The sequence below is a fragment of the Thermoplasmata archaeon genome (assembly GCA_035532555.1).
Taxonomy (GTDB): domain Archaea; phylum Thermoplasmatota; class Thermoplasmata; order Lutacidiplasmatales; family UBA184; genus Lutacidiplasma.
Window position 1 is genome coordinate 114,417 of the sequence record DATKQS010000020.1, and the last position, 22,422, is coordinate 136,838.

Annotated in this window: 22 protein-coding genes and 1 tRNA gene; 11 read left to right on the forward strand and 12 right to left on the reverse strand. The window is 68.4% G+C overall.

The window, feature by feature from the left end; genetic code table 11:
• The first annotated feature begins 133 nt into the window (after positions 1-133).
• The 3 genes from trpS (at position 134) to VMV28_05705 (ending at position 2,857) form a co-directional block, all read left to right on the forward strand.
• Positions 134-1,282 carry a tryptophan--tRNA ligase gene (gene trpS / locus VMV28_05695; GenBank protein HUZ80092.1) on the forward strand — a complete coding sequence of 383 codons (1,149 nt, stop codon included), beginning with the start codon at positions 134-136 and terminating at the stop codon, positions 1,280-1,282.
• A gap of 237 nt (positions 1,283-1,519) precedes the next feature.
• Entirely contained in the window at positions 1,520-2,041 is a 522-nt protein-coding gene (locus VMV28_05700) for a single-stranded DNA-binding protein (GenBank protein ID HUZ80093.1), read from the forward strand.
• Positions 2,042-2,158: 117 nt separating this feature from the next.
• On the forward strand, positions 2,159-2,857 hold the full coding sequence (locus VMV28_05705; GenBank protein HUZ80094.1) for an Lrp/AsnC ligand binding domain-containing protein: 699 nt from the start codon (positions 2,159-2,161) through the stop codon (positions 2,855-2,857).
• A gap of 87 nt (positions 2,858-2,944) precedes the next feature.
• On the opposite strand, the gene carB is transcribed toward VMV28_05705, so the two are convergent.
• Both carB and carA read right to left on the reverse strand, forming a co-directional pair.
• A complete protein-coding gene (gene carB, locus VMV28_05710) occupies positions 2,945-6,262 on the reverse strand; it encodes a carbamoyl-phosphate synthase (glutamine-hydrolyzing) large subunit (GenBank protein HUZ80095.1) in 3,318 nt (1,105 codons plus the stop codon).
• Positions 6,259-7,407: a glutamine-hydrolyzing carbamoyl-phosphate synthase small subunit gene (carA, locus tag VMV28_05715; GenBank protein HUZ80096.1), complete on the reverse strand. Its 1,149-nt coding sequence runs from the start codon at positions 7,405-7,407 to the stop codon at positions 6,259-6,261. The genes carB and carA overlap by 4 nt, the downstream gene beginning before the upstream one ends.
• A gap of 120 nt (positions 7,408-7,527) precedes the next feature.
• Between carA and VMV28_05720 the strand changes: the two genes are divergently transcribed.
• The 3 genes from VMV28_05720 to VMV28_05730 are packed head-to-tail and all read left to right on the forward strand — an operon-like array spanning position 7,528 to position 10,187.
• Positions 7,528-8,670 carry an aminotransferase class I/II-fold pyridoxal phosphate-dependent enzyme gene (locus VMV28_05720; GenBank protein ID HUZ80097.1) on the forward strand — a complete coding sequence of 381 codons (1,143 nt, stop codon included), beginning with the start codon at positions 7,528-7,530 and terminating at the stop codon, positions 8,668-8,670.
• 52 nt (positions 8,671-8,722) lie between these two features.
• Positions 8,723-9,382, forward strand: a complete 660-nt coding sequence (locus tag VMV28_05725) for a cyclase family protein (GenBank protein ID HUZ80098.1) — start codon at positions 8,723-8,725, stop codon at positions 9,380-9,382.
• Positions 9,383-9,392: 10 nt separating this feature from the next.
• Positions 9,393-10,187, forward strand: a complete 795-nt coding sequence (locus tag VMV28_05730; protein ID HUZ80099.1) for an SDR family oxidoreductase — start codon at positions 9,393-9,395, stop codon at positions 10,185-10,187.
• Here the strand turns inward: VMV28_05730 and VMV28_05735 are convergent.
• Positions 10,184-10,537: a cupin domain-containing protein gene (locus VMV28_05735; GenBank protein HUZ80100.1), complete on the reverse strand. Its 354-nt coding sequence runs from the start codon at positions 10,535-10,537 to the stop codon at positions 10,184-10,186. The genes VMV28_05730 and VMV28_05735 overlap by 4 nt on opposite strands.
• 107 nt (positions 10,538-10,644) lie before the next feature.
• On the opposite strand from VMV28_05735, the gene VMV28_05740 reads away from it, so the two are divergent.
• Positions 10,645-11,643 (forward strand): NAD(P)/FAD-dependent oxidoreductase, encoded by a 999-nt coding sequence (locus VMV28_05740; protein ID HUZ80101.1) that lies wholly within the window; start codon positions 10,645-10,647, stop codon positions 11,641-11,643.
• A gap of 21 nt (positions 11,644-11,664) precedes the next feature.
• Here the strand turns inward: VMV28_05740 and VMV28_05745 are convergent, their stop codons facing one another.
• The 3 genes from VMV28_05745 to VMV28_05755 all read right to left on the reverse strand — a co-directional run bounded on the left by VMV28_05745 (position 11,665) and on the right by VMV28_05755 (position 15,105).
• Positions 11,665-12,432 (reverse strand): HAD family hydrolase, encoded by a 768-nt coding sequence (locus VMV28_05745; GenBank protein HUZ80102.1) that lies wholly within the window; start codon positions 12,430-12,432, stop codon positions 11,665-11,667.
• Positions 12,433-12,509: 77 nt separating this feature from the next.
• Positions 12,510-14,024 (reverse strand): DNA methyltransferase, encoded by a 1,515-nt coding sequence (locus tag VMV28_05750; GenBank protein ID HUZ80103.1) that lies wholly within the window; start codon positions 14,022-14,024, stop codon positions 12,510-12,512.
• 31 nt (positions 14,025-14,055) lie between these two features.
• A complete protein-coding gene (locus VMV28_05755) occupies positions 14,056-15,105 on the reverse strand; it encodes a CHAD domain-containing protein (GenBank protein HUZ80104.1) in 1,050 nt (349 codons plus the stop codon).
• Between the two features lie 57 nt (positions 15,106-15,162).
• Between VMV28_05755 and VMV28_05760 the strand changes: the two genes are divergently transcribed.
• Genes VMV28_05760 through VMV28_05770 form a run of 3 tightly spaced genes read left to right on the forward strand, consistent with a single transcriptional unit; the run spans position 15,163 to position 18,158 of the window.
• Entirely contained in the window at positions 15,163-16,725 is a 1,563-nt protein-coding gene (locus VMV28_05760; protein HUZ80105.1) for a Ppx/GppA phosphatase family protein, read from the forward strand.
• On the forward strand, positions 16,718-17,416 hold the full coding sequence (gene tmk / locus VMV28_05765) for a dTMP kinase (protein HUZ80106.1): 699 nt from the start codon (positions 16,718-16,720) through the stop codon (positions 17,414-17,416). Before VMV28_05760 ends, tmk begins: the two co-directional genes overlap by 8 nt.
• Positions 17,406-18,158 carry a thymidylate kinase gene (locus tag VMV28_05770; protein HUZ80107.1) on the forward strand — a complete coding sequence of 251 codons (753 nt, stop codon included), beginning with the start codon at positions 17,406-17,408 and terminating at the stop codon, positions 18,156-18,158. The genes tmk and VMV28_05770 overlap by 11 nt, the downstream gene beginning before the upstream one ends.
• Here VMV28_05770 and sixA read toward each other — a convergent pair.
• Both sixA and VMV28_05780 read right to left on the reverse strand, forming a co-directional pair.
• Positions 18,124-18,633 (reverse strand): phosphohistidine phosphatase SixA, encoded by a 510-nt coding sequence (gene sixA / locus VMV28_05775; protein HUZ80108.1) that lies wholly within the window; start codon positions 18,631-18,633, stop codon positions 18,124-18,126. The two genes, VMV28_05770 and sixA, sit on opposite strands and share 35 nt — an antisense overlap.
• A gap of 51 nt (positions 18,634-18,684) precedes the next feature.
• Positions 18,685-19,410 carry a hypothetical protein gene (locus tag VMV28_05780; GenBank protein HUZ80109.1) on the reverse strand — a complete coding sequence of 242 codons (726 nt, stop codon included), beginning with the start codon at positions 19,408-19,410 and terminating at the stop codon, positions 18,685-18,687.
• Between the two features lie 88 nt (positions 19,411-19,498).
• On the opposite strand from VMV28_05780, the gene VMV28_05785 reads away from it, so the two are divergent.
• Positions 19,499-19,738 carry a hypothetical protein gene (locus VMV28_05785; GenBank protein HUZ80110.1) on the forward strand — a complete coding sequence of 80 codons (240 nt, stop codon included), beginning with the start codon at positions 19,499-19,501 and terminating at the stop codon, positions 19,736-19,738.
• Positions 19,739-19,757: 19 nt separating this feature from the next.
• On the opposite strand, the gene VMV28_05790 is transcribed toward VMV28_05785, so the two are convergent.
• From VMV28_05790 to VMV28_05805, 4 genes are all read right to left on the reverse strand, one after another.
• Positions 19,758-19,991 carry a zinc-ribbon domain-containing protein gene (locus tag VMV28_05790; protein ID HUZ80111.1) on the reverse strand — a complete coding sequence of 78 codons (234 nt, stop codon included), beginning with the start codon at positions 19,989-19,991 and terminating at the stop codon, positions 19,758-19,760.
• An 84-nt stretch (positions 19,992-20,075) separates the two neighbouring features.
• A tRNA-Val gene (locus VMV28_05795) sits at positions 20,076-20,148 on the reverse strand.
• Complete coding sequence (locus tag VMV28_05800) at positions 20,134-21,963, reverse strand: DUF5591 domain-containing protein (protein ID HUZ80112.1); 1,830 nt, start codon at positions 21,961-21,963, stop codon at positions 20,134-20,136. Before VMV28_05800 ends, VMV28_05795 begins: the two co-directional genes overlap by 15 nt.
• A 48-nt stretch (positions 21,964-22,011) precedes the next feature.
• Positions 22,012-22,365, reverse strand: a complete 354-nt coding sequence (locus tag VMV28_05805) for a hypothetical protein (GenBank protein HUZ80113.1) — start codon at positions 22,363-22,365, stop codon at positions 22,012-22,014.
• Between the last annotated feature and the right edge of the window lie 57 nt (positions 22,366-22,422).

The following is a 22,422-nucleotide window of genomic DNA, read 5'->3' on the forward strand; positions in this document are numbered from 1 at the left end:
CCTACTTAACCATGCTCCGCCCGAGGGGGGCCCCGTCTCCCGCCCCCCTCGTGGGTCGCCCCAACCCGGGAGGGAGGAGGGCCCGCTCGGGCGGTTCCTTTACAATCTGTGGAGCGTGGCGGGAGCGAGGACGTTGACCGACAAGGAGGAGTTCGTCGTCACCCCGTACGAGGTGAAGGGGCGGATCGATTACGCGAAGCTCCGCGAACAGTTCGGCACCCAGGACCTGAGCGCGTCCATTCTCGATCGGCTCCAGAAGCTGGCCGGCGGGGAGCTCCCTCCGTTGCTGACACGCGGGGTCTACTACTCCCATCGCGACCTCAATCTCGTCCTCGACCAGTACGCCCGTGGCCACCCCTTCTTCCTGTACTCGGGCCGGGGCCCATCGGGGCCGCTCCACATCTCCCACCTGGTCCCGTTCGAGCTGTGCCGGTGGCTCCAAGAGAAGCTTGGGGTGGAGATGTACATCCAGATCACCGACGACGAGAAGTTCTGGGCGAGGGCCCAGCTCACGCGCGAGGACTCCGTCCGTTGGGGCTACGAGAACCTGCTCGATATCCTCGCGGTCGGCTTCGATCCGAAGCGAACCCACGTCTTCTTTGATTCCCGGTCGATCGCGGCGCTCTACCCGCTCGCGATCCGCGTCGCGCGCAAGATCCCCTACTCTACCGTCAAGGCCGTCTTCGGGTTCCCCCCGAGCACGAACATCGGTCTCGTGTTCTACACCGCGCTCCAAACCGTGCCGTGCTTCTACCCCTCGTGGGAGAGCGGCAAAGCCATCCCTTGCCTGATCCCATGCGGGATCGACCAAGACCCGCACTTCCGCGTCACGCGCGATATCGCGGAGGGACTCGGCTACCCCAAGCCCGCGCTCATCCACAGCCAGATGATCCCGGGCCTGCTGGGCGAGGGCGTGATGTCCACCACGGGCAACGAGAAGGACAACGCGCTCTTCCTCAACGATCCTCCGAAGGTCGTCGAGCGCAAGGTCCGTCGGGCGTTCACGGGGGGCCGGGCGAGCGTCGAGGAGCAGCGTCGCCTCGGGGCGAACCCAGAGATCTGCTCGGTCTGGGCGCTGTGGAAGACCCGCTTCGCCCCGAATCCGAAGGAGTTCGAACAGATCACGGCCGACTGCCGGTCCGGCGCGTTGCTCTGCGGGGATTGCAAGTCGAACCTCCTCGAGAAGGTCCACGCGTTCTATCGCGCGCACGCCGAGGCCCGGGAGAAGGTCCGGGACTGGGCCGAATCGACGATCATCACCCGAGCTCCGAAGCCGGATTGACCGTCCCGCGCCACCGCGGGAGCGGGCCCAGAGTCGGTGGTGCGTGCGAATGCCTGGCTCGGCTTCGAGAGCTTTAAATACTACACCCGGAGTAGCTACGTTCGAAGGAATCGAAGAGCCGCGCCCGGAGCGAGCGTCTAGCCCGTCCTATTTTTTGGAACGAGTTGTTCGCGCGAGCCGAGAGTGGTTTGAAAATTCCGAGAGAAACCAACCCAAAGGAAAGAGGCGACAAGAGAGATGACAGACAAACCCCTGACGAAAGTGCGTGACCTGACGCCGAGCTCGAAGCAAGTGAACGTCCTCGCGAAAGTCCTCAACGTAGGCGAAGCGAAGGAAGTCATGGGCAAGTACGGCGACCCCCGCAAGGTAGCGGAAGCGGTCGTCGGTGACGAAACCGCAACGATCATTCTGTCGTTGTGGAACGAGCAGATCGGAGCGATTGCCAAGGACGAGGTCGTCCTGATCGACAACGGATACGTGTCCCTCGTGCGCGGCCACATGCGCCTGAACGTGGGCCGGTACGGGAACCTGAACAAGTCCACCGAGTCGATCGCGGAGATCAACAACAGCCTCGACATGAGCCAGCAAGAGTTCGAGAGCGAGCGCCGCTCCTACGGAGGGGGCGGTGGCGGCGGCTACCGGGACCGCGGCGGAGGCGGCGGTGGCGGCTCGTCGCGCTACGGTGGCGGCAGTGGTGGTGGCGGCGGAGGCGGTGGCGGCGGTGGCCGCGAGCGCTCCGACAGCTACAAGCGCTACTAGGCCCACTTCGGGCGCTGGATCCGAACCCTTTCATCTCCCCGCCCGCGAGGGCGGGGATTTCCCTGTTTTTCTACCGGTCGAGCATTAAATACGGGCCTCGGTCATGGCGGATGGCCCATGGCAGACCCGAAGAGCCGCGAAGTCGTTCTCTACGTCCAATCCCGCCGAGCCATCACGTCGTTCTACCGTCCCCCCATCTCCACCGCGGAGGGCGCCCCCGGTGTCAGCGTCAACGTCGGTGCCGCGAGCGTAACGGGAGGGGAGACCCGGGGCGCGACGCTCGAGGGAGGGATCGCAGACCAGCCCATCTACTTCCTGTCGGATGACCAGGCGCGGTGCGTCGCCTTGACCGAGGACCTCGCCGCTCGTCGCGGCTACCAGGTCACCGTCACGGACATCGGGAAGGCCGGCCGCATCGAGCGGCTCGTCGCCGAACATCTGCGCGGCGTGCAGACCTTCCCGGTGCTCATCGCACCGAGCGGCCGACGCCTCGAAGGGGTCGACGCGTTCACGGAGGAGCGCCTGTGCGAGATTATGCCGACCGACATGAAGAGCATCCGCGCGTTCACCTACCTCAAGGTCAAGGGCGGCGACTTCGACCGGATCCGCGACCAGCTCGTCTCCTTCCCCGAGATCAAGGAGCTCCACTTCCTGACGGGTGATTGGGACATCTTCGTCGTGCTCGAGTTCGCTGCGTCCGACGCGCGCAAGCGCCACGTGCTCGATTTCGTCACGGCGAAGATCCGGGGCTTGCCCGAGATCATCGACACCTCGACGATCGTGCCGGAGTATTCGCTTACGAAGTTCCCGCAGTAGCGCGCGCCCGGCCCGCCGAACGAGCCACGGGTGCCCACCGAGTCGCCTCCGCTGGGCCGAACCCGGCCCGCTCGAAGATCGAGTTTCTCAGCGGCGACGGGTCCTGCGACGCCGTCGCCGGCGCGGGTTGATCCCCACCTCTCGACGAGGGGGGACATGGCCGTCGGGAGTCCCCGGCTCCGGGGTGCCGTACTGGGCCTCGATCGTGATGGGGTGCTCACGCAGCCAGGCGATTCCCTCCACGTAGGCGGTGAATGCCTCGAGGCTCGTGAACAGCGGAACTCCCATTTCGACCGCGCGCCGGCGCAGGACGTAGTCGTCCTCGATCATCCGTTCGAGCTTTTCCTGGGTGAGGGAGCTCGGAACGTTGAGCAGGAGATCGATCTGCCCGTTCCCCAGCGCTTCGAGCACGTTCGGACGGCGGTCCGGTTCGCTGACCTTGTGGAGGACCTTGACTCCGCGCACTCCGTGCCCGGACAGGAACGCGGCGGTGTCCTCGGTGGCGGCGACGTATAGATCGAGTTCCGCCAGGCGCAGCGCGATCGGTAGGAGCGCCTCCTTCAGCTGGGTCCCACCCACGCTGACGAACGCCGTACCTTTCCGCGGCGCGAGACGGACTCCGGTGGCGACGAGCGCCTTGACGAGCGCGTCGCTGAAGGTCGGACCGAAGCACGCGACCTCTCCCGTCGACTGCATCTCCACCCCGAGCACGGGATCCGAGCCCGTGAGCTGGAGGAAGGAGAACTGAGGGACCTTGACGCCCCAGCGGCCGGGGGGCAGCGGCGCGAGCCCTTCCCGGGTGATCGGGCGTCCGAGCATCGCCCGGGCCGCCTCCCGCAGGAGCGGAATGCCCGTCGCCTTCGTCAGGAACGGGAGCGAGCGGCTTGCGCGCAGGTTCAGTTCGATGATCTGGTAGGCCCCATCTTTGACGAGGAACTGGACGTTGAACGGTCCTTGGATCTTCAGGTGGCGTGCGAGCCGCTCGGCCGCATCGATCAGTTCGCCCTGCACCCGCTCGGAGGTGTGGCGCGGAGGCAGGCAGAAGATCGCATCCCCGGAGTGGACGCCGGCGCGCTCGACATGCTCCAGGATCCCGCCCACCAACACCCGGGTCCCGTCGGAGATGGCGTCCAGCTCGACCTCGTCGGCTCCCTCGACAAACTTCGTGATGACGACCGGGTGCTCCGGTGAGATCCGCGCGGCCTCCGTCAGGAACCGGGCGAGGTCGTGACGCCCCGTGATCACGCGCATCGCCTGGCCGCTCAGGACGTAGGAGGGTCGCACCAGTACCGGGTATCCGACATCCTCCGCGAAGGAAGCGGCCTGATCGATCGTCGTGAACGCACGCCATGCCGGCTGGGGGATCTTCAGGCGCTCGAGGAGCTGGGCGAACCGGGCCCGATCCTCCGCGGTATCGATCGACTCCGGGCTCGTGCCGAGGATGGGGACGCCCGCCGCCTGGAGCAGCGGGGTCAGGTTCTGCGCGAGCTGGCTCCCGACGCACGTGACAACCCCCGCGAACCCTTCGAAATCGACGAGATCTCGGACGCGTTCGAACGTGATCTCCTCGAAGTAGAGTCGGTCGGAGCGATCGTAGTCGGTGGAGACCGTCTCCGGATTGGAGTTCAGCACCGCGACGCCCGGGACTCCCTCCGCCTTCAACCCCTCCACCAAATTCATGGTCGACCAGTCGAACTCAACGCTCGACCCGATCCGGTACGGGCCGGCGCCGAGAACGAGGATCGAGCCTCGGGGCATCGGGGTGACGTCGTCCGCGTCGGCCCGGTACGTGAGGTAGAGATAGTTCGTACGGCTCGGCCATTCGCCGGCGAGGGTGTCGATCATGCGGATCCGCGGGCGGATCCCGAGTTCGATCCGGCGGCGGCGCACTTCCTCTTCGTCCATCCGCACCGCGCGGGCGATCGCGCGATCGGACATCCCCATCTCCTTGGCCCGGCGCAGGAGCTCCGGGCGCAGGCCCGGTGCCGAGGATCCCCTCAGGGAGCGGTGGGTGCGCTCGATCTCCCCGAGTTGGTCGACGAACCACCGATCGATGAACGAGACCTCGGAGAGCTTGTCCGGTGGGATCCCGCCTTGGAGGCCCTCGAGGATCCACGTGAGCACCTCGGGCGTCGGCGCTGCGAGGTCCTGGAGGATCGCCGAGGGATCGCGCGACTCCGCCGGGGGAAGGAGTTCGGCGCGCGGGTCGCACATCCGTACGGCCTTGGACAGGGCCTCGGGGAACGAGGCGCCGACGCCCATCACCTCCCCGACGGACTTCATCGCGGGCCCGAGGCGCCGATCGGCGCGCTCGAACTTGTCGAGATCCCAGCGCGGCAGTTTCACGACGACGTAGTCGAGCGCGGGCTCGAAGCATGCGGTCGTGACGCCCGTCACCCGGTTCTTGAGCTCGGGGAGCGTGTAGCCGAGCGCGAGCTTCGCGGCGACGAAGGCGAGCGGGTAGCCGGTGGCCTTGGAGGCGAGCGCGCTCGAGCGGGACAGCCGGGCGTTGATCTCGATCGCGTAGTACTCCCGACTCGCAGGATCGAGGCAGAACTGGATGTTGCACTCCCCGACGATCCCGCAGACCTCGACCGCCCGCAGTGCGGCTTGGCGCAGCATCTGGTACTCTGCATCCGAGAGCGTCTGGCTGGGAGCCACGACCACGTTGTCCCCGGTGTGGACGCGCATCGAGAGCATGTTCTCCATGTTGCAGACGGTGAGCGCGTTGCCCTTGCGGTCCCGCACGACCTCGTACTCGAGCTGCTTGAACGCGCCGACCCAGCGCTCGAGGAGCGCCTGGCCGACGGGGCTCGCCCGGAGCCCTTTGCCCACGACCTCCCGCAGCTCCTCTCGGTTCCGCGCGATCCCGCCGCCCTTTCCGCCCAGCGTGAACGCGACCCGGACCATGATCGGGTAGCCGATCTGATCGGCCGCGTCCACTGCCTCCTCCACCGCGTACACCGCACGGCTCGGAAGCGTGGGAACACGCGCCTTCGTCATGGCGCGCACGAACTTGGCCCGGTCCTCGGTCGCGCGGATACCGGCGAGTGGAGTTCCGAGCACGCGCGTGTGGGTACGGTGCAGCGCGCCCCGGTCGGACAGGCCGATCCCGCAGTTGAGCGCGGTCTGACCGCCGAAGGATAGCAGGATCCCCTCGGGGCGTTCGGCGTCGAGGATCGGCTCGACGAACTCCGGGACGAGCGGCTGGAAGTACACTCGGCCGAGCTTCGGAGAATCCGTCTGCAGGGTCGCGATGTTCGGGTTGATGACGATGGTGTAGATCCCCTCCTCCTCGAGGGCTTTGAGGCACTGGCTGCCGGAGTAGTCGAACTCTCCGGCCTCGCCGATCTTCAACGCTCCCGAGCCGAGGAGCACCACCTTGGAGGGCAACGATCGGGTCACGCGCGTCGCTTCACCTTTCCTACGAACTGGTCGAAGACGAACCCGGCCTCTTGGGGCCCGGGGTGGCCCTCGGGGTGGCCCTGGAGCGCGAAGGTATTTCCGCGGGGATCCCGCAGCCCTTCGAGGGTCCCATCGTCCGGGTTCATCCCCCACGCCCGCAGTCCGCTCGGTTTGAACGACTTCGGATCGACGGCGTAGCCGTGATTCTCGCTGACGATGAGCGCGCGTCCATCGGGGAAGACGATCGTCTTGTTCTGGCCCCGATGGCCGAACTTCATCTTGTAGGTGCTCGCGCCCCGGGCGAGCGCGATCAGCTGTAGGCCGAGGCAGATGCCCAGCGTCGGCAGCGCACGCGTGGACGGCCGACGCAGCTCCTCCACCGTTCGGGCGAGCTGTTCCGGGTCCCCCGGACCGTTCCCGACGAGCAGCCCGGAGACGCGACGACCTTCGAAGCGCGCCGGCACTTCGTGATCGTACGGCAGCCTCAGCACCGAGGTCCCACGCTCGATGAGGGCGCGAAGGATGCTGGTCTTGATGCCGCAATCGAGCACGGCGACGAGCGGACCGCGCCCCCCTCCGAGGATCTCCGGGGCTCGCGGGCTCACGGCGCCCATGTACTTCTCATCGGCATAGGAAGGAGCCTGCGCGATCTCACGGAGGAGCTCCTCCGAGCTCGGACGGTCCTCCGGCGGGCCGACGTCGATGATCCCGCGCACGACGCCCTCCGTGCGTAGGTGCTCGGTGAGGCGGCGTGTATCGATGCCGCAGACCCCGGGCACTCCTTCCTCTTCGAGCCACGATGGTAGCGTCCCGACACTCTCCCAGTGGTGCGGGGCCGTGAGGCCCCGCGCGATCATCCCGCGCACCTGGATCGAGGAGGACTCGAAACCGACCGGGAGGCCGTTCGAATCCACCACCCCTCGTCGCGGGACGCCGTAGTTCCCGAGGAGCGGATAGGTGAAGGTGAGGATCTGTCCGCGGAAGGACGGATCCGTGAGCGTCTCGGGATATCCGACCATGCCGGTCGTGAATACCACCTCACCGACGTGGCGCGCTCGCGCACCGAAGCCGACGCCGTCGAAACGGCTTCCGTCCTCGAGAAATAGAGTCCCCCCCAGAGCGCTCTCCGGCTCCGCCGGCGGCACGGACGTGTGGAACCCGAGCCCGACCAGGTGGTCGTCTGGGCTTAAGATTTACGCGGACCGGAGCGGCCCGAGCCGGCTCTCCCGCGACGGGCTAATGACCCCGGGTTCGTAGGGCCGACGATGTTCGTTGACACCATCCCGGACTCCCCCATCCTCACATTGATGGAGCGCATCTTCCGGATGCGGGCCGCGGGGGAGACCGTAATCGGCTTGCACATCGGCGAGCCGGACTTCGATACCCCACCGGGGATCCGCGCCGCGGCGACTCGCGCGCTCGAAGAGGGGCAGACCCATTACGGATCCTCGCAGGGGACTCCCGAGCTCCGCAGCGCGATTGCCGAGCGACTCGCGCGCCGACACCACATCCCCGCTCGCGCGGAGGACGTGGTGATCATGCCGTCGAAGTTCGCGATCTACGCGACGATCCTCGCGACCACCTCTCCCGGGGACGAGGTCCTCATCCCGAACCCGACCTACCTGTTCGAGCAGGCCGTGCGCCTCGCCGGCGCCACGCCGGTGTTCGTTCCCCTGCGAGAGAACTACGGGCTCGATCCCGCGATCCTCGAGGCGGCGGTGACCCCTCGGACCCGGCTCATCATCTACGCCACCCCGGGGAATCCCACGGGGCATCTCATGGACCGGCACGATCTCCAGGCGACGATCGAGATCGCGCGAAAGCACCAGCTCATCCTCGCGAGCGACGAGACGTACGAGTCGCTGGTCTACGACGGAACGCACATCGCGAGCGCCGCGCTCGCCTACGGGGCCGAGCGGGTCGTCACGCTGGGAAGCTTCTCCAAGACGTTCGCCATGACCGGCTGGCGCGCCGGGTACGCGGTCGCACCGCCCCCGGTCCGCGCGAGGCTGGTGAAGGTAATGGAACACACCCTGACCTGCATCCCCCCGTTCGTCCAGGAGGGGTGCCGATGGGCGCTGGAGCACACCGAGCCGGAGGCCGAGCGCTTCCGCGAGGAGTTCCGGGCCCGACGCGATGCCCTCGTCCCGGCGCTCGCATCGATCCCCGGGTTCCATCTCGCTCGTCCCGACGGTGCCTTCTACGCATTCCCTTCCTACGACCTTCCGCTCTCCTCCACCCAGTTCGCCGAACGCCTGCTCATCGAGGAGCATGTCGCCGTCGTCCCGGGGATCTCCTTCGGGCCGGCGGGTGAACGGCACATCCGCATCTCCTACGCCCGGCCCCGGGCCGAGCTCGCCGAAGGCGTGGAGCGGATCCGTCGCTTCGTCGAGCGGCACCGCGCGTGAGCGCTCGGCCCTCGCCGGACCGCTTTAGTAGCCGAGACCGATCGACCGCCCGATGACCTTCCCCTCCCGCGTGCACGATCTTACGGCGACCCTCCAGACCCACATGGCCACCTGGCCGACGTCGCCGCTCCCGGTGTTCGAGCCGACCGCCTTCAACGCTCGGGACGGCGTCGCGGGGGAGCGGATCGTCTGTTCGTCCCACACGGGGACCCACGTCGATGCGCCGTACCATTTCGTCGAGGACGGCCGGACCATCGACGCCATCCCGCCGGAGGATCTCGTGGGCCCGGCCGTCGTCTTCGATCTGCGATCGGAGATCGATGGCACCCTCCTCCGAAGGGCCAGCCTCGAACGGCATTGGCCGAAGGGCCCGGCTCCGGCCTTCGTCCTGCTGCGCACCGACTGGAGCCAGCAGCGCGCCCCGACCCAGCGCTACCTGTACGACTTCCCGGGCCTCGAGGTATCCGCCGCGAAGTTCCTGGTCGAGCGGGGGATCCGGGCGGTGGGCACCGACACTCTGTCCATCGACCCGTACGCGAACTCGGAGTTCGAGGCCCACAAGACCCTGCTCTCGCGCGGGATCTGGATCATCGAAGCGTTGGACCACTTGGACCGATTGCGCGAAGGGGTGGTGTACACGCTCGTCGTCGGACCCCTGAAGATCGGTGGAGGGAGCGGCGCCATGAGCCGGGTCCTCGCGCTCGAGTCGTAGGAGGCCGGCGATGGGCATCGATCTGGGACTCGCGGGGCAACGGGTCCTCGTTACGGGAGCGAGCCAGGGGATCGGATATGCGGCCGCTCGCGCACTGCTCGAGGAGGGAGCCCGCGTCGTGATCAACTCCTCCCAGCCGGAGCGCCTCGCGCGGGCGGTCCAGGCACTCTCCGCGTTTGGCCCCGTCCACGGGATCGTCGCCGACCTGCGCCATCCCTCGGATCTGGAGCGACTGATCGGTGAGTCCACGGAGAACCTCGGCGGGCTGGACGTGCTCGTCTACGTGACGGGCGGACCTGCGCCCGGACGCGCCATGGAACTCGATTACGCGGCCTGGCAGCGGGCCGCAGAACTGCTCGCGGTGAGCCCGGCCTACTTGAGCCGCCTCGCCGCCGAACGGATGATCTCCAACCCACGCGGGGGCCGCATCGTGCTCCTGGGATCGCTCACGATGCGCGAACCGATCCCGACCCTCGCGCTATCGAACGTGATGCGGATCTCCTTGCTGGGCCTCGTCCGCACCCTCGCGCGCGAGCTCGGACCCAAGCGGGTTCGCGTGAACGGGATCCTCCCGGGGTACATCGCCACGGAGCGGGTCCGGGAGATCTTCGAGGACACCGCTCGTCGCGAAGCGATCTCACCCGCGGAGGCCCGGGCGCGCCTGGAGAGGGAGATCCCGCTCGGTCGGCTCGGCGACCCCGCCGAGCTCGCTCGCGTGATCGCGTTCCTGGCGAGCGACGCATCGTCGTACGTCACGGGAGCCGTTCTCCCCGTGGACGGTGGGATCCTTCGATCCGTCGGTTAGGCGTCGGGAGGGAGCGCCTCACTCCGGAACTCCTCTCGTTCCGGTGCGAAGACATCGAAGACGACGGTCGCATGGTCGGGGTCCGCGTGCAACTCGTGGGGCACGTCGGGGGGAACGTAGTACGCGTCGCCGCGGACCATCTTCCAGGACGCGTCGCCGACCGTGAAGAGCCCTCCGCCCTCGAGCACGGTGCCGTACTGCGCGTGCGGGTGGGTATGCTTTGGGAACACGCTCCCGGGAGCAATGCGGTAGAGGACGAGCATCGCACTCGGTCCGTGCGCCAGGATGCGGCGCTGAACGCCGGGAAGTATCTCGTGCCAGGCCCCGGCCTTCTCGTGCCACAGCGGCATCCCCCGAGCGAGGCGCCCCCGCTATTTGGAGGGTGAGGAGGCGCATCTCCCGGGGGATTTCGGCTCGGCGAGGCATCAAATCCACGACGGGGTTCGTCCGATACGATATGCCCGGGTTCCCGCGACTCCAAGAGTCCTACGACATGGTCATCGTGGGCGGGGGCCACGCGGGGCTCCAGGCGGGATTGAAAGCGGCGCTCTTGGGTCACTCCGCCGCTCTGCTCGATCGGGGACCAAAGTACAGCCGGTCGTACTACGCGCCGACCATGGACAACATTCCCGGGTTTCCCGATGGGATCTCCGGCCACAAGCTCCTCGATGCCCAGATCGCGGCGGTGCGCAAGGTCGACCGTGAGGTCGGCTACTTCACCCCGGCCGAGGTGATGAGCGTCGAGCGCGCCGAGGACGGTCAGTACGCGGTGGCGTTCGACTGGCTCAAGCAGCGCCGGGTCACACGGGGCCGGGCCGTCATCCTCGCGATGGGGGTCGTCGACCGGATGCCGGTGATCGGAGGCAAGATCGATCCGATCTTCCCCTGGGCCAATCAGGCGATCGTCGAATTCTGCGTCCTGTGCGACGGGCACACGCTCCCGAACCGGTCGGTCGCGGTGCTGGGTCACGATGCGTTCGCCGTGCGATCCGCGATCGATCTCTTCCACTTCCAGCCGGCTTCGGTGGAGCTCCTCACGAACGGCCACCCCCTCCTCGAAGGAAGCGACGAGGCCGAGCGCGCCGATCTTGAGCGACGGATGGCCGAGCGCCACATCTCTCTCCACGACTCGGAGATCGTGGGGTTTGACGGGATCCGGGAGCAGCGCTTCCACGTCCGGTTCACCGACGGCTCCGTCCGACAGTACGACAAGGGGTTCAGCGCCCTCGGCTGGTACAACATGAACTCCCAGATCCCGCACTCCCTCGGGGCCCGGTTCGACGACGATGGGTTTGTCGTGACCGACGAGGATTGCCGGGTGCTATCCGATGCATCGGGCGAGGTCATCCCGGGGCTGTACTGCGTGGGGGACCTGCGGAACGGATGGAATCAGATCCCCGAAGCGTGGGCCACCGCGGAGCGGGCCGTGATCCATGCGTACTCTTGGTACCTGTAGTCCCTCCCGAGCGCCGGGGCCCTACCCGGGAGTGGCCGACGCGACGCGGGGTCGGGGCTCGGGGGGCGGGCTCGCAATCTGGAGCTGTCGCGAGAGCTCGGTGAGATCGGTGGCGATCGCGGAGGCGCCGGCGGCTAGGAAGCGGTCGGTCGACATGGTCGACGACTCGGACGGATCGGGAAGAACGGCGTAGAAGCGCACGCCCGCGCGCGTCGCGCACTCCGCATCGATCAGGTGGTCTCCGACGTAGAGCGCCCGCTCGACCGGGACCCCCATCTCCGAGAGGAGGTAGAGGAGGGCCTCGGGGGAGGGTTTCGCGGGGCCCGGCGCGCTGCGCGTCCGCATGAAGGAGAAGTACCGGTCGAGGTGGGTTCGGCCGAGGGCTTCGCGGGTGAACGGTTCCGAGCTGCGGGTCAACAGGCCCAGCCGGAATCCGCGCTCGTGGAGTCCCCGGAGGAGGGCCGGGGCCCCCGCACGGGCCGTCGTCCGGTCGAGCGCCTGCATCTCGATCCCGTCGATCAGCTTGTGGAACTCGGCCTCGAAACGGAGGATGACGGTGGTCGGTGTCTCGGAAGAACGCAGTTCGTCGCGGGCGCTCTCCAAGATGCGATGGAGCGGTTCCTCCGGGCTCAATCGGCCGGGGGTGACCCCGTAGCGTTCGGCGAGCCGGATCACTTCATGGCGCATCCGTCCGAAATCGTGACGCGACACCACGAGGGTGCCATCGAGGTCGAAGACGACCCCGAGGACGGGTTCGATGAACCGGGGCTCCGGGACGCGCGTGGGCATGGGTACCTCTCGGGGAAAAAATACGCGAGCGATGGTACGTATAGTCTTCCCTCCACCGGCAGGCCCGCCGGCGGGCGCTAGGTGCCGTTCGGCCGCTCGAGCGTCACGATCGATTCGCGCAGGCGGAAGGAGCGCCGCTGGCCGGAGCGCCGTTCGCGTGCGATGTCGACCGATCGGATCCGGAAGCCTACGGAGGCGCCGAGGCGGGCCGTGATCAGATCTCCGGGGACGTACGTGCCGGCGAGCAGCGAATCACCGATGACGAGGACGAATCGCCCCCCGGGCCGGAGCGAGCGGTAGACTCCCGATAGGATCGGAAGCAGGTCCCGGAAGTAGCGGTGGACGATCCCGTGCATGTCGTCGCGCCGGTAGGATCCCTTGCGCCCCGTCCGCTCCCGGATCTGCTCGAGGATCTCGGGGAGCCAGGGGTCCGGGGCGTCGTGCGTGGTCCGATACGCTCGCGTTTCCGCACGAGGCAGGTTGTCGCAGGCGACCTCCTCCCGACGCAACCTCGCGAGATCTGCGTACGAAGAGACGTACCCGAGCCACGCGAGGTCGATCTTGTAGTTCATGACGTAGTCCATCCCGTTCACGTAGGGCGGGCTCGTGAGCGCGAGATCCACCGATCCCTCGGGCAGGTCCATCGTTCGGGCGTCCCGCTGTTCGACCACGATCGGAGGGCCCCAGCGCGCGCGCTCGGGGGCCAGTGCCTCCAGATCGGACCGCATCTCGGCGATCGCGGTGCGGAACCGATCGAACGGGGATGGGCCGGCGGGTCTCGCCGGTCCGTACCCCAGGCACGGGGAGCGTCGCAGGTGGCTGGACGGGATGAGGATCCGGCCGAAGGCGAGGCGGCCCGCCTCGTCCTCGGGCCGGGTCGACTCGGGAAGGGCATCGCGCAGCCGGGTGAGTTCGTCCAAGACATCGGGGTCGAACTGCCGCCGGGTCTCGCGGAGGAACGGGAGGGCTCCGGGGGCCGATCGGCGCGCTCGCGCGAGCACCCGACGCCCGGCGCGCTCGAGCGCCGAGCGATCGAGCTCGAGCCGGCCCTTCACGCGCGCCGCGAGCGCCGCCGGCGCGAGCAGTTCGAACCCGATTGCGCGGGCTCCGGCACGGCGGGCCTCGATGAGCGTCGTCCCGCTTCCCGAGAACGGGTCGAGCACGGTCGCCGGGGCGGATAGCCCGGCATGGTCGATCACCGTGCGCACGAACTCCGCCGAGTAGCCCTGGACGTACGGCCACCAGCGATGGACCGGCAACTGATCGTTGGGTCGGAAGGTGATCGGACCGTCGTACGTACCGAGAGCGATCCCGTCCTCGTGCTCGAAGCGCTCCCGGAAGGCGGCCGCGTCCTCGAAATCCGGACGGCGCTCGAGGGTCTCGTAGTCGCTCAGCATCCATAGGCCACGCCCCATTCGCACGACTTCGCCGCGCGCCGCGAGTCGGTCGAGCTCCTCCTCCACCGCCGGGGAGTCGACCTCCAGTCTCCGGGCCAGTTGGCGGACGGTGGCCCCGATCGCCCCCGTCTCTCCCAGGGCGGTGCGCAACTCCGCCCAGGAATCCGCTATCGCGGGAGCCGGTAGTGCGACCACGGGGGCTCGCATCGGGGCGGGCGCTATGTCCCTATCGGTGTCGAGCGTTCGTCCGTCGCGTCGCTCGGCGATGCCGAGCCGGGCGCGGGGGGCGTGCGGTGGTAGGGCGTTCGGGGACCCCGCGGACGGCTCGATGATGGCGGAGGTGGAGCCCCTTGAGTTCTCGGATGAGGTCGTGTCGCATCCGACGATGCTCCTCGTGGAACGCACGGGCCCACGGCTCGCGCCGGTGATTCGGGTCGAGCTCATCGAGCCGCTGGGTGAGCACGTCCCGATCGTGGAGCTCTCCGAGGCGGCGCTGGACCGACGCCAGGCGGCGGGGGAACGTGGAGGACGGGGTTCCCTGGAGCGCATCTTGGAGATCGGACAGGTAGCGCCACCGGCGCACGCGAACGCGGACCTCGTGGAGCCGTTCCGGACTGGGCCGACGCATGGATCGCTTCCGTGCCCGACGCGCCGATCGCTCGAGGAGCCGCCGCTCCTCCTCAAGGCCACGGGCGATCGTCTCCGTGGTCGGAGCGGTGATCGAGCCTCCCAGAGCTACGGCCACCTCCTCGAAGAGCCCCGCCTGGCGTTCCGCTCGCAGGGTGGCTCGCAGGAGTTCGCGCCCCGTTCGAGTATCGTCCCGAAGGCGGCGACGCAGCGTCCACAGAGCGGAATCCGCGCTCGCCTCGGAGAGCGACGATCCGTCCAAGAACCGGTCCACCAGCGTCAGCGCAACATCGAGGTCCCGCACCTCCCCGACGAGCTGGGTCGCTCGGCGCAGCCGGGCATCCAGCGCGGGCCAGGCACGTCGGCCCGCGCGCCGACCGACCCGCGCTGCGACGCCCGCGAGCGTGCGCAGGCGGCGCAGATCTCGGTGAAGATCGTGCAGGTCCTCCGCCGTTGGGTGCGGCCGTTGGATCACCCGGTCGGTCGACGCGGTCGTCGTCGTGAGACATTCGCGGACGTACCGCGCGAGCGCGGCCGGCGAGAGCGATGACGTCAGGGACTTCGCCATGATGATGAACCGCTCCGGGGCCGAGGAAGACGGAACCGTCGCCTCACCGGGACGCACCGTGCCGGGGAGTAAGGCGTACACGGGGTGTGGACCCCGGGGCGCGATGATTCTTATTGAGGGGATGCGTACGGGACCGGCGTGGGCCGAACCCCGAGCGCCACGCTCCACCGCAGCGAAATCGGGCCGGGGGAGCGCTTCTCCCAATCGATCGGAGTGATCGACATCGGGTCGAACACCGGGCGGCTCGTCGTCTTCGATGCCGCCCCCGCCGGGACGGTCCGTCCGGTCTACGAGGCGAAGGAGGTGCCTCGCCTCGGCGCCGGTCTCGCGGCTGACGGCCGGCTCGCGTCCGAGGCGATCGAGCGTGGGGTCGCCGCGATGGAGCGGTTCGCGGGCACGCTCGAGTACCTTGGCGTGTCGAAGACCCTCGCCGTCACCACGAGCGCGGTGCGCGACGCGCCGAACGCGGGCGAGTTCATCTCCGCGGTCCAGCGGGCGACCGGGATCCTACTGCGCATCCTCAGCGGCAGCGAGGAGGCGCACTACGACTACCTCGGCGTGGCGAGCGCATGGGGGCTCTCGGACGATCTCATCTGCGACCTCGGAGGCGGCTCGCTGCAGCTGGTCCAGACGCGTGCGGCCCAGATCGCGAACTCGGTCAGCCTACCGCTCGGAGTCCTCCGGGTGACGCAGCGGCATATCGATCACGATCCCCCCAAGGACCGCGAGCTCGAGGAGCTGCGCGCCTACGTCCGGGACACCCTTCGGACCACGGTCGACGCGTTCGGCGGGACAGGCCGTCGCCTGTTCGCCATCGGAGGCACCATCCGCTCGGCCGCGCGGGCCGCGATCGCGCTCCGGGACTATCCCGTGCGCCGTGTCCACGGCTTCGCGATCCGAGCGCACGACCTGGACGCGCTCCTCGAACTGATGGTGGAGATGCCGAGCACGAAGCGCCGCGCGATCCCCGGGATCGGCAGCGATCGCTCGGACGTGATCGTCGCCGGCCTGATCATTATGGAGGAGGTCCTGCGTGCTTCCGGGGCTCCGGAGATCGTGGTCACGGGCACCGGGATCCGGGACGGCCTCGCTCTCGAGATGATCGGGGCCCCGCTCCCCGCCGACGCGACCGAGCTCGCATCCCGCTCGGTGACCGCCGCCTCTGAGCGGTTCTCCTTCGCGCTCGACCGGGGGCGGGCCGTGGCGAACTTCGCCGGCCAACTGTTCGATCTCTTCGCCGAGGAGCAGCACTGGGGAGCCAGCGAGCGGCTCGCGCTGACCGTGGCCGCGTGGATGCATGACTCGGGAACCTCGATCGATCTCTGGCGGCACGCCTACCACTCCGCGTATCTCATCCAGAACTACCCCATCTACGGCCTCGATCAGCACGAAACGCTGCTCGCGGCGAGCATCGTCGCGCAGCACGCCGGGGACGACCTCCCCTCGGGCTGGCGCAAGGGGCTCGCTCCGGTGCTCCGCCCGAGCGACGCGTCGACCGCGCGGCGCCTCGGCGCGATCCTTCAGGTCTGCGGGCTCCTCGTGGTCGCGGGACCGAGGTTCACGAGGGCCCCCGGGGGTCGCACGCTCGGAGTCACCTTTTCTACTCCCACGGGTAGCTCCCTTCCACCTCGGGCGGTCGAGAAGGCTCGCAAGCCCATCGAGCGCGAGTTCGACGTCGAGGTCCGGATCAAGGATGGCTGACCCCTCGAGCCACGTGCACGGCTACCCGGGGCGGTTGCTCGTCTTCGAAGGGCTCGACGGCAGCGGCAAATCGACCCAGGCCCGCCTCCTTGGAAAGTGGCTCTCCTCCCAAGGGTACCGGGTGTTCCACACGGAATGGAATTCCTCCGAACTCGTCTCCAACATCATCCGGCGGGGCAAGAAGAAGGGTCTCCTCACCCCGACCACCTTCTCGCTGCTCCACGCGACCGACTTCGCCGACCGGTTCGAGCGCCAGATCCTGCCTCCCTTGCGCGCGGGGTACCTTGTCGTCTGCGACCGGTACTCCTACACGGCGTTCGTTCGGGATTCGGCGCGGGGGTGCGACTCGGCGTGGGTCCGGAACATCTACGACTTCGCCCCGAGTCCCGACCGTACGTACTACTTCCGGGTGCCCGTCGCGGTCACGCTACGACGCAAGCTCGCATCCCGGCTGAAGATCTCCTATTACGAGGCCGGGATGGATCTCGGGCTCTCCGACGACATCACCGAGAGCTACCTGAAGTTCCAAGGGCGGCTCAAGCGCGAGTACGACCGCATGGTCACCCCGGATGCGTTCACGGTGATCGACGCGGAGCGACCCGTGGAACGGATCCAGATGGACCTGCGCCTCGACCTCCGCCCACTGCTCGAGGATTTTCCGACGGGGGAGACGTTGCAGCATGAAGGATAGGACCTACGGCACCCCGCTGCCCGGCGTATCGGAGGAGCCGCTCACCGGCCGCCTCATCGTCGTCGAGGGAGCGGACGCCTCCGGCCGCTCGACCGAGGTCGAGATCCTCCGCGAGTGGCTGGAGATCGAGGGTCACCCCGTGGTCGACACCGGTCTGCGCCGATCGACGCTGGTGAGCGAGCAGATCGATCGCGCGAAGGAGGGCCACACGCTCGGCGGGGCGACCCTCGCGCTCCTCTACGCCACGGACTTTGCCGACCAGCTCGAGAACAAGATCCTCCCGTCCCTCGCCGCCGGCAGCACCGTCCTCGCCGACCGATACATCTACACGCTCATGGCCCGGGCCGTGGTCCGCGGCGCGTCGCGCGAGTGGGCCCAGCGTCTCTACGGGTTCGCCCTGCGCCCCGATCTCACGGTCTTCCTGGACGCCCGTCCCGAGATCCTCATGCATCGGGCGATCTCCAAGTACGGCAGCCTCGACTACTGGGAGTCGGGGATGGATCTGTCGATCTCCTCCGACCGGTTCGAGAGCTTCCTCGAGTACCAGACGCGCCTGAGGCACGAGTTCGGGTGGATGGAGGAGCCGTACGGGTTCCGACTCATCGATGCGAACCGTCGCCCGGATCAGGTGCACCGGGACGTCGCCGAGATCGTGCGCCCACTCTTCGAGACGCCGCCGGAGAAGAAGCGGCGAACGCCCGTCCCGCCTACTTCCCGATTGCGGAGAGCTGGCTCCGAGTGACCAGCCACTCCAATCGAGCGGCTCCGGGCCGGATCGCGCGCGAGAACTCGAGAGCCGCGGCGCCGGCCTTGGAGAACCGGCTGAGGGGCACGCTGTCGCCGGTAAGCGCGAGCCCGATCAGCTGCTCGAGCCCCGGCTGGTGGCCGACCAGCAGGACCTCTGCATGGGGGGCCCGGACGGTGCGTCGAAGGTGCTCGAGGATCGGTCCGGGCGGTGCGCCCGGGCCGAGATCCGACCAGAGCTCGATCCGTGGGGGAGCGTCGAACGCCGCGGCGAACAGCTTCGCGGTCTGATGCGTGCGGCGGGCGGGGCTCGAGACGATCCGATCGAGATGGGGGACCTCGCGGGCGAACCCGACCCCGGCCCGTCGTGTCTTTCGCACCCCCGGCGGCGTCAGCGGGCGCGCCGCATCGTCCGGCCACCGGCGCGGGTCCTTCGGGGCCGCAGGTCCGTGGCGAACGAGATAGAGATGCACCGGGGAGAGCTACCCCTCCCAACCGATTTCATCCTTTGCCCGAGCTCACGCTCAGGCCGTGGCGGTCCCGCGCGCTCGAGCGCCATCCGAGCGCAGGAAGACCTCGAGGGTCGCCCGTACGAGCACGAGCGCGGCCAGGAACAGCGGGATCAGCATGGCGTCGCCCCACGGCCACGGGACCTTCGCCGCTTCTCCCAGCCAGAACGTGGCGAACGCAAAGAGGAGCGAAGTCGCCCCCAGCTTGAGCCAGGGAACCTTGATCCGGCGGATCCGTTCGTGGAGCACGACGGCGAGGCCGATCAAGAGGATGCCGGCCAGCGCCGCGCCGAGGACCGCGGACCACCCCTGACCGGTGGCGGCGATCGGGAGCAGCACGATCGCGGCCTCGGTGGTCTCCACGGCGCCGACCGTGAACCCGCCGCTGAACTGCACGGTGCGGGCGTTGCGCTGCGAGATCGCGGCCGTACCAACCGGGGCCGGTGCGCGCGCCCTCCGGTACGAGCGTAGCGTGCTCCGGAACAGGAAGATCCCGAAGGCGACGAGCACGATCCCCGACCCGACCAGGAGGTACTGGGAGGGCACCGCGAGAATGAACGCACCCGCCACCACCGTGATCGCCCCGATCACCGCCACGCCAGCGACCGCCCCGGCGGCGCCGTGGCGCAGGGTTCCCGTTTCGCCTTGGAGGGCAAAGATCAGCGCGACCACCTCCGTCATCTCAACGATGACGATCAGGAAGGCAAGGACGACCGTCGCTAGGTTCAGGGTAAGGTACACCTCGCGCTGAAAGAGTACGACCGCATAGCGTTCGCGCAGGTACCGGACGGTCCGGCGTTATATCCCGAAGCTCGCCTCGTGCGGAGCCATGACCGAACCGGCCGGCCGTGGCGTCGCGGGCATCCCGCCTGGAATGGTGGACCCCGTGATCGAGATCCTAGGCGCTTCCCCCTCCCCGGTCCGACGGCGAAAGCTCCTGGAAGAACTGGAGCGTCGCGGGCATCGGATCTCGCTCGCAGGGCTCAATCGTATCCTCCAGCGCCTCGCCGAATCCGGACGGACCGTCGAGACCCCGGACGGCGTCCGACTGAAACCGCGGGGCGGGTGACCGCCCCGCGACGTGCCGTCTAGTGGTCCTTCTTCTCGTCGTCGGAGCCCTTGAATCCCTTCTTGGCTCCGGTGCCGACGGCCTTGGCCCCGCTCCAGATTCCCTTGCCGACCTTACCGGCAACCTCTCCGGTCTTCTCGGCCACGTGCAGGGAACCCTCGGCCGCCCGCTGACCCATGCCTACTTCGTGGCCGCAGGCCGTGCAGTTCTTCGCGCCCTCGGTAAGCTCGGCTCCGCATGCTGAACACTTCATGATCGTTGGTCCCCCCGATGCCACGGTAAAATGCACTTCCTCCCGTTTAAACCTGCCGGATTTCCGAAGGAGAGCGGGCGGGGATGGGCCGGGACGGATTTGAACCGTCGATCTCCGCGTTGTAAGCGCGACGTCCTAACCGCTAGACCACCGGCCCGTGGTGGGGGGATGACCGCTCTCCCATCATGGGAGTATCGGTGCTGGAGTGCTCGCGATGACGCACCCGCACGGCGCTCCCCTTCGTCAGTCCCGTCATCAGCCGCCCCGGTAGGAGGGCTTCGCCGACCCCGAGCAGCCTCCCATCGCGCATCAGCACCACCGCATCTCCTACGCGGATGGCCGGATCCGCACGTCGAACGCCCGGGACGAACAGATCTCCGGCGAGGGTGAGCCCCTCCGAGACCTCGACCGCGAGCGGGGGATCGGGAAGGAGTCGCTGGCCGCCGGCGACCGTGAGGTGGAACAATCCCCGCTCCTCCCTCCACGTCGCGAGGTCGACGTGGGCCGGATCAACGAGGCGCTGGAACCACGGTCGTCCGGCGAGGCGGATCTTCCCCGCGAAGAGCCGGTCCGCGGCGGTCCGGCCGAACTGGAACGCGGCAATCTCCGCGAGTTCCTCCCGGACCACGGAGAGGGGTCCCCCGGAGGTGGGCCGGGACTCGACGAGCGCGCCGGCGACCGCGTCCCGCAGCGATGCGAGGGCCTCGGTCGTCGTGGTCCGATCGTCGCCGATCGTCCACGCGGTGGGAAGGCGCTCTCCGATCGCTTCGCGCACGAAGCCATACTCGGCCGGATCGAGGTGGGCCACGATCGCGCGGTATCGTCCCTGCCCGAGGATATGATGGAGGCCTTCCCGGATGGGCTGCCGCTCCGCCTCGGACCATTCGCCGGTCACCGGGATGTCGTACTGCCGAGCCGGGTACACATCCTCGAGCTCGCGCGGGACGAGTCCGACCGGAGAGCTAAGCGAGACGACGTGGACGCGCTCGATGGAACGGAGGCCCTCGAGAGCGCCCCAGAACCGTCGGTGCGAGCGGGAATTGCGGTACGGTTTGGTCCGGCTGCACGGAACGAGCAGCAGTACCTCTTTCGAGGCCGGTGGGCGGTACCGTTCGAGGAGGCGGGCGCGGAACCTCCGCATCTGTGGGCGACGCAAGGATTCGGCCAGGACGTACCGGCCCGTCCCATGACCGACGACGGGAGTGTATTCCTCCAGGAGATCCGCGAGGTCCCGGTCGGCGTACCGCAGCATCTCCGCCAAGGTGGGCTCGGCGGCGAGCCTCGCCTCCACCAGTTCCCTCAGCCGACCGACGCGCGAAGCGTGGTTGGCCCGGGCGAAGGCATCCCGATAGATCGCTCCGAGATCGCTCGCCACTGAGGTCGTCAACGATGTTTCGGGGGCCGACGTTCCCAGCGACTCGTCCAACTCCGTCCCCGCCGACGAAAGGATCTCGCCTTCGGTCGTATCCATGAGATCGATGCCGAGGTACTGCAGCATGGGGATCCGGTGGGGCAGTGCCACGCGGGGCGCCCACAGTAGGGGCGCCGGTCCGAGCTCCTTGCGGATCGCGCCGATCGCTTGGATGAACGACTCTCCGTCCGACCACAGCGCCCGCGCGTTCCCGAGGACCAACAGCTCCGGACGGGCCGCGCGCAGGCGCTGAAGCGCATCGGCGGGCGGCGGCCAGTGGACCACCCAACTCCCGAACCCGGCTTCGGAAGCGCTTCCGCCCGCTCCGGTGATCTCGGGGGCGGGGACCGGGAAGGTGAGGTCCACGGAGCGAGTGCCATCGCCGATCGCCAGATGGCGATGCCCGGGGAGAGTTCCCGCGACGGTGGAGACGCACAGCCGGCCCGGTGGGGCACGGTCGCTGGGCCGTTCGAGCAGCGCCGGTACGGGGAACGATAGGTTCCCGACCGTCCCCCGACCGATCAGCCCGAGCCCTTCGATCCGATCCACCGTGCGGGTCATGGGACTCCTCCTGGGCTGGAGGTCACGGAGGGGAAACGGGTTTCGGCGCTACGGGGAGCCGCCCGTCTTCGCGGGGTCGCGCCGGCGGCGCCCTCCCGCGGGCTTGGGGAAGTACGCTTCCCACTGCGCGATGAGGGCCTCTCGGCGGTCGGCGCCCGCCTCGCTTCGTCCGCGCTTTCCGAACATGGGATCGTGCGTGTCGCGGACCGCCCGCAGGAACGCCTCCGGGTTCGCGCTGGCCTGCTCGAAGCCGTACAGGATCAACTGTCGTAGGAAGCTCGACCGACCCCGCCAGCCGATCCGGCGGCGTACCGCGGGATTGAGGTGGCGTTTCGCCATTCGCCAGACGTCGTTCGTTGTCTTGTAATCGCGCACGGACAGGCTGATCATCACCTGCGGCATACTTCGGGCCTCCTCTCTCCTTCCCGTATATAACAGGATTCGTCGCGCGCTTCCTCC

Coding starts and splice junctions, on each gene's coding strand:
- VMV28_05700 (HUZ80093.1), top strand. CDS start 1,520: ATGACAGACAAACCCCTGACGAAAGTGCGTGACCTGACGCCGAGCTCG.
- VMV28_05705 (HUZ80094.1), top strand. CDS start 2,159: ATGGCAGACCCGAAGAGCCGCGAAGTCGTTCTCTACGTCCAATCCCGC.
- VMV28_05720 (HUZ80097.1), top strand. CDS start 7,528: ATGTTCGTTGACACCATCCCGGACTCCCCCATCCTCACATTGATGGAG.
- VMV28_05725 (HUZ80098.1), top strand. CDS start 8,723: ATGACCTTCCCCTCCCGCGTGCACGATCTTACGGCGACCCTCCAGACC.
- VMV28_05730 (HUZ80099.1), top strand. CDS start 9,393: ATGGGCATCGATCTGGGACTCGCGGGGCAACGGGTCCTCGTTACGGGA.
- VMV28_05735 (HUZ80100.1), bottom strand. CDS start 10,537: ATGCCGCTGTGGCACGAGAAGGCCGGGGCCTGGCACGAGATACTTCCC.
- VMV28_05740 (HUZ80101.1), top strand. CDS start 10,645: ATGCCCGGGTTCCCGCGACTCCAAGAGTCCTACGACATGGTCATCGTG.
- VMV28_05745 (HUZ80102.1), bottom strand. CDS start 12,432: ATGCCCACGCGCGTCCCGGAGCCCCGGTTCATCGAACCCGTCCTCGGG.
- tmk (HUZ80106.1), top strand. CDS start 16,718: ATGGCTGACCCCTCGAGCCACGTGCACGGCTACCCGGGGCGGTTGCTC.
- VMV28_05770 (HUZ80107.1), top strand. CDS start 17,406: ATGAAGGATAGGACCTACGGCACCCCGCTGCCCGGCGTATCGGAGGAG.
- VMV28_05785 (HUZ80110.1), top strand. CDS start 19,499: ATGACCGAACCGGCCGGCCGTGGCGTCGCGGGCATCCCGCCTGGAATG.
- VMV28_05790 (HUZ80111.1), bottom strand. CDS start 19,991: ATGAAGTGTTCAGCATGCGGAGCCGAGCTTACCGAGGGCGCGAAGAAC.
- VMV28_05800 (HUZ80112.1), bottom strand. CDS start 21,963: ATGACCCGCACGGTGGATCGGATCGAAGGGCTCGGGCTGATCGGTCGG.
- VMV28_05805 (HUZ80113.1), bottom strand. CDS start 22,365: ATGCCGCAGGTGATGATCAGCCTGTCCGTGCGCGATTACAAGACAACG.